At 71.6% G+C, this 4,811-nt stretch carries 3 protein-coding genes; 1 reads left to right on the top strand and 2 read right to left on the bottom strand.

The window, feature by feature from the left end; genetic code table 11:
- Positions 1-115: 115 nt before the first annotated feature.
- Both ACFV6I_RS29430 and ACFV6I_RS29425 read right to left on the bottom strand, forming a co-directional pair.
- Complete coding sequence (locus ACFV6I_RS29430; RefSeq protein ID WP_380428543.1) at positions 116-481, bottom strand: NAD(P)-binding domain-containing protein; 366 nt, start codon at positions 479-481, stop codon at positions 116-118.
- A gap of 186 nt (positions 482-667) precedes the next feature.
- Complete coding sequence (locus ACFV6I_RS29425) at positions 668-2,605, bottom strand: SGNH/GDSL hydrolase family protein (RefSeq protein WP_380428541.1); 1,938 nt, start codon at positions 2,603-2,605, stop codon at positions 668-670.
- A gap of 386 nt (positions 2,606-2,991) precedes the next feature.
- On the opposite strand from ACFV6I_RS29425, the gene ACFV6I_RS29420 reads away from it, so the two are divergent.
- On the top strand, positions 2,992-4,811 hold a 1,820-nt coding region (locus tag ACFV6I_RS29420), incomplete at its 3' end, for a PIG-L family deacetylase (RefSeq protein ID WP_380428540.1).

Below are 4,811 nucleotides of genomic sequence, written 5' to 3'. Positions count from 1 at the left end.
CGCGCCCCCCCCCCCCCCCCCCGCGGGGGTTCCCGGACCCGCGCGGGCCCGCGACCCCCCCCCGCGGGCCGCCCCCCCCGCGCGCGCCCGCCCCGCGCCAGGACTCCGGGCCGGCTTACAGCAGGGTGGCCTCGGCGGTGCCAATGGCCTGGGGCACCGCCAGAATCGCGCCGTCGACGTAGTCGATGCCGGCCTCGGCCGCCCACTCGGCGGTCTCCCGGGCCTGGGTGGAGCTCGCCATGGTCAGGTTGACCAGGGTGCGGCCGGTCAGGGAGGAGGCGGCCGGGTCCAGCAACCTGTGCACGGCGTCGTAGTCCGAGACACGGACGACGACCAGCGGGCTCGCCTCGAGCGCGCTCCTGACCGAGCCGGCGAGGGGCGCGCCCTTGGCGACGAGCTGCTCGGCCTTGCCGGCCGAGCGGTTCCAGACGGTCGTCGGGTGGCCCTTGTCCAGGAAGACCGCGGCCGACGCCTGGCCCATCACCCGCGGTGGACGGTGCACGGCCTGCCCGCCGGACCCGACGTCACGGCCGAGGCCCCGGGCGACCTGCTGGACGTCCTCCTCGCCTTCGGCGAGCCGCCCGGCCCGGTGGGCCGTCGCTGCGAACGGTGGTCCCGTGCAAGCGCATTGGCCGGGTAGGACGAGTTGGACGGGCCGACCGGCCGGTCACCAGCCGTCGGTGAGCCGGAAGGCGTGGGAGAAGGAGGCTCCGCCCGTGTTCATCCATTCATCGAGGACGCCGTAGGTGTCGTTGCGGGCGATGAGGTCGGCACGGCCGGTGCCCCGGAAGTCACCGGCAACCGTCTGCGAGAACGGACCCCACCCGTCGGTGACGAGCACGCGGCCGGCGAAGGTACCGTCCCCGTTACCGGGCCACATGTACAGGTTGCCCGTCGCGTCCTCCCTCGCCATCAGGTCCGCGTGACCCGTCCCCCGGAAGTCACCGGCAACCGTCTGCGAGAACGGACCCCACCCGTCGGTGACGAGCACGCGGCCGGCGAAGGTACCGTCCTCGTTACCGGGCCACATGTACAGGTTGCCCGTCGCGTCCTCCCTCGCCATCAGGTCCGCGTGACCCGTCCCCCGGAAATCGCCGGCGGTGGTCTGGGAGAACGCGCCCCAGCCGGCCGTCAGGTCGGTCCTGGCCGTGAAGGACCCGTCTCCCAGCCCCGCCCACTCGTACAGGTGCCCGTCCGAGTCGTCTCGGGCGACGAGGTCGCCGATGCCCTTGCCGTGGAAGGCTCCGGCCGTCGTCTGGGAGAAGGTGTGGGAGGGGCTGGTCGGGGCGGGCCGCGGGGCGAGGACCTCGGCGAGGGCCGTGTTCCCGTTGGTGGTGAAGTGCAGGTGGTCGGAGGAGACGTAACCGGCGAACGCGGCGCTCGGGTTGAGCGGGTCGCGGGTCGCCCGGTCGAAGTCATGGAAGCCGTCGATAGCCGTCGTCGTGCGGATCCAGTCGTTGACGCACTGGCGCACCCGGTCCCGGGCGGCGGTGTAGTCGGTGTAGCCCTGGAAAGCGGGGATGGTGGCAACGGTGAAGCGCAGCCCGGCCGCGTGCGCGCGTGAGGCCAGCTGCTGGATCCCCGACTCGAGCGCGGAGTCGGAGGCGTCGTCCATCGTGATGTCATTGATGCCCTCGTAGAGCACGACGCTCCGCACTCCGGTCTGGGAGAGGACGTCCCGGTCGAAGCGGTTGAGCGCGCTCTGACCGAAGCCGACGCGTCCTCCCGTCCCGTCGGTGAGGATCCGGTTGCCGGAGATGCCCTTGTTGACGATGCCTTCGGGCGTCGGTCGGGCGCTGAGGGCGCGCCCGTAGTCATCGGCCCAGCGGGTGTTGGAGTCCTGGTTGGTGTGCCCGCCGTCCACCTGCGAGTCGCCGAGGGCGACCACCGTCCCGTCGCTGCCGGCGGCCGTGACGTCCAGGCCGCCGAGGAAGGCCCAGTAGGCGTACGGGGTGGAGAGGTTGGCGCCGCCCGTGTCCTGGGTGCGGTCGGCTCCGTCGCCGGGGGCGGAGGTGTAGGAGGTGGTGAGCGTGTACGGGTGGTAGGGCGCGGTGGTGACCCCGTCGGGCAGCCAGAGGCTGACCAGCAGGTTCTCGTCTGCGGTGACCGGGAAGGCGACGGGGTCGCTGTAGACCTCGCCGCCGGGTGGGATGACGGTCCGGCCCGAACCGCCGAACGTCAGGGTGGCCGGCGTGGCCGCCGCCGTGGCCGGATTCCCGTTCCGGGCGGAAGTCCTGTCCTGGGCCGCGACGGTGACGTGCCCGATGGTCACCGGGTCCGGGCTGAAGGTGTTCACCAGGTGGATCCGGGCGGAGCTGCCGCCGATGCTGGTGTGGACGACCATGCGCAGGGTCTGCCGCCCCGTCACGCCCGAGGATGCCGACGGTCCTGCCAGGCTCATGGCGGTACCCCAACTCCCCGTCCAGGCCGAGGACTCGGGGCGCGCCACGCCCGGGGCTGACGGGAGCGCGGCGGGGACCGGCCCGCAGCCGACGGCCGCGTTCGCCGGGGCCGCGGGCGGCAGGGCGGCGAACGCGCCGAGGACGACGGCGGCTGCCGTCATGGCGGACGGGCGGCCCCGCAGTGGGCGGTGGGTGACGTGCACAGGAGTCCTTTCGCCGGGTACGGAAAACCATTCCCGCATGGCTCGGGTGACGAAGAAATGGTGGCGATCCGTTTCCCGAAGGAGGAGGTCCGAGAATGGCCGAGAAATCTCGGAGCCCGCTCGCCATCCACCATGCAATCACCGCCGGTCCGGATTTCGCCAGGAGGAACATCAGGCGGAAACCATGGGGAAGTTCCAGCAGAAACCGCGCTGTACAGGCAAGATCGGCGAGAAAGAGACGGAGTGGCTTGATTGCACGTCAGTTGACTGTCGCGCCTGACGGGATTTGCGATATACCGTCTCGGGCACTTCTCGCCCTACAATCCGCCAATCTCCTCCTGGCGTGATCACCTGCCGACCTCGAATCTCGAATGAGGGGAAATCACATGGCAATCGGACGACGGCAACTCCTCACCTCCCTCGCGCTGACCGCCCTCGCCGCACCCGTCCTGGCCAAGGGGACCGCGACCCGCGCCTCCGCGGCCACGGGTACGGGTACGGGTACGGGTACGGGTACGGCCGCACGTATGGCCGCCGGCTCCGGGCCGCTGTTCATGCAGGTCGTCGCCCATGAGGACGACGACATCCTGTTCATGAACCCGGACCTGTCCAACGCCCTCGGCAACGGCACGCCGTCCGTCACGGTGTTCGTCACCGCCGGGAACATCACCGGTGACCCGTGCGTGGGCGGCTGCTGGGACCCCGCCGGCGACCCACTGCGCACCTGGAACCGCCAGATGGGCGCCGTCAACGCCTACTCCCGGATGACCGGGGTCGGCGACAACGACCCGGCGACCGACGAGGTCGGGCACTGGACGGTCGAGGCGTGGACGGTCGCGGGCAAGCAGGTCGAGCGGTACATGCTCAAGGACCGGCCGGTGCACCTGATCTTCCTCAACCTGCACGACGCCGGGCTCGCCAACGTGCTGAACGGCGGCACCGACACCACGGTCGTCCCGAAGGACAGCCCGCTGTCCGGGCCGTCGACCTACACGGCGGCGGACGTCGTCGAGGTGCTGCGGCAGATCATGGTGACGTACCAGCCGACCGTGCTCCGGGCCCAGGACGAACTCCCGGACACCCGCTACAAGGACGACCACTCGGACCACATCTCCGCCGCGAAGTTCACGGGCGTGGCGGCGAGCCAGTACGGCGGCTCGCTGATCCAGGTGAACTACCGGGACTACAACATCAGCGACTGCCCGGTGAACCTCGACCCGGCGACGGTCGGCGCCAAGGGCGTGTTCGTCTCCGAGTACGCCAGCCACGACCACTCGGGGAACTACGAAACCGCCTGGTTCTCCCGGATGTACTACCGCTGGTCGCGGGGCACCTCCTGGGCCGGACTCAACCAGGACGGCCGGCCGCAGGTCTTCGTCGTCCGGGCGGGCTCCCTCTACACGTACTGGCGCCAGGGGGACGGCAGTTGGGGCGGCCCGGCACGGTTCGCCGACCCTGGCGGGCGGCTGGCGCCGGGCATCGCCGTCGGCACCAACGCCGACGGCCGGATGGAGGTCTTCGCCCGCCGCCTCACCGACCACCACATCGTCTCCGTCCCGCAGACCACGCCCAACGGCGTGTGGCGGGACAGCTGGGCCGACCTCGGCAACCCCAACGCCGGGCTCGACAACGCGGGCCAGGTCGGCGTGCCCGCGGTGGTCGCCTCCCAGGACGGCCGGCTGGAGCTCTTCGTCAAGAACGGCGGCGGCGGCCTCAGCAGCATCCGGCAGACCAGCCCGAACGGCGCCTGGACGACCACCTGGGATGACCTGCACGGCACCGACATCCAGGACCCGGTCACCGCGATCCGCAACGGCGTCGGGAGGATCGAGGTCTTCGCCAGCACCCGCGACGGGGTCGTCAACTGGTGGCAGACCGCTCCGAACGACGCCATCAACGGCCCGGGCCCGATCCCGAACTCCCGGCCGGCCAGCCCGCCCAAGGCCGCGCTCGACCAGGACGGCCGCATCGAACTCGCCTACCGCGAGGCCGGCACCGGCGCGATGCTCGTCAGCTACCAGACCCAGCCCGGCGGACCGTGGAGCCAGTCCCCGGGCAACCTCGGCGGCCACGCAGGAGTGGGCGAGCCGGCGATGGCCAACCTCGGCGGGCGGGTCGTCCTGTTCGAGCGCAACGGCGGCGGCGGCGTGAGCACCACCGCCCAGACCGCCCCGAACTCCGGCTACGGCGCCTGGCAGGACCTCGG

Origin of the sequence: Kitasatospora sp. NPDC059803 (genome assembly GCF_042732255.1) — a bacterium.
Classification (GTDB): Bacteria; Actinomycetota; Actinomycetes; order Streptomycetales; family Streptomycetaceae; genus Kitasatospora.
Note: the sequence above shows the minus strand (reverse complement) of the source record. Positions and strands in the feature narration are given on the sequence as shown.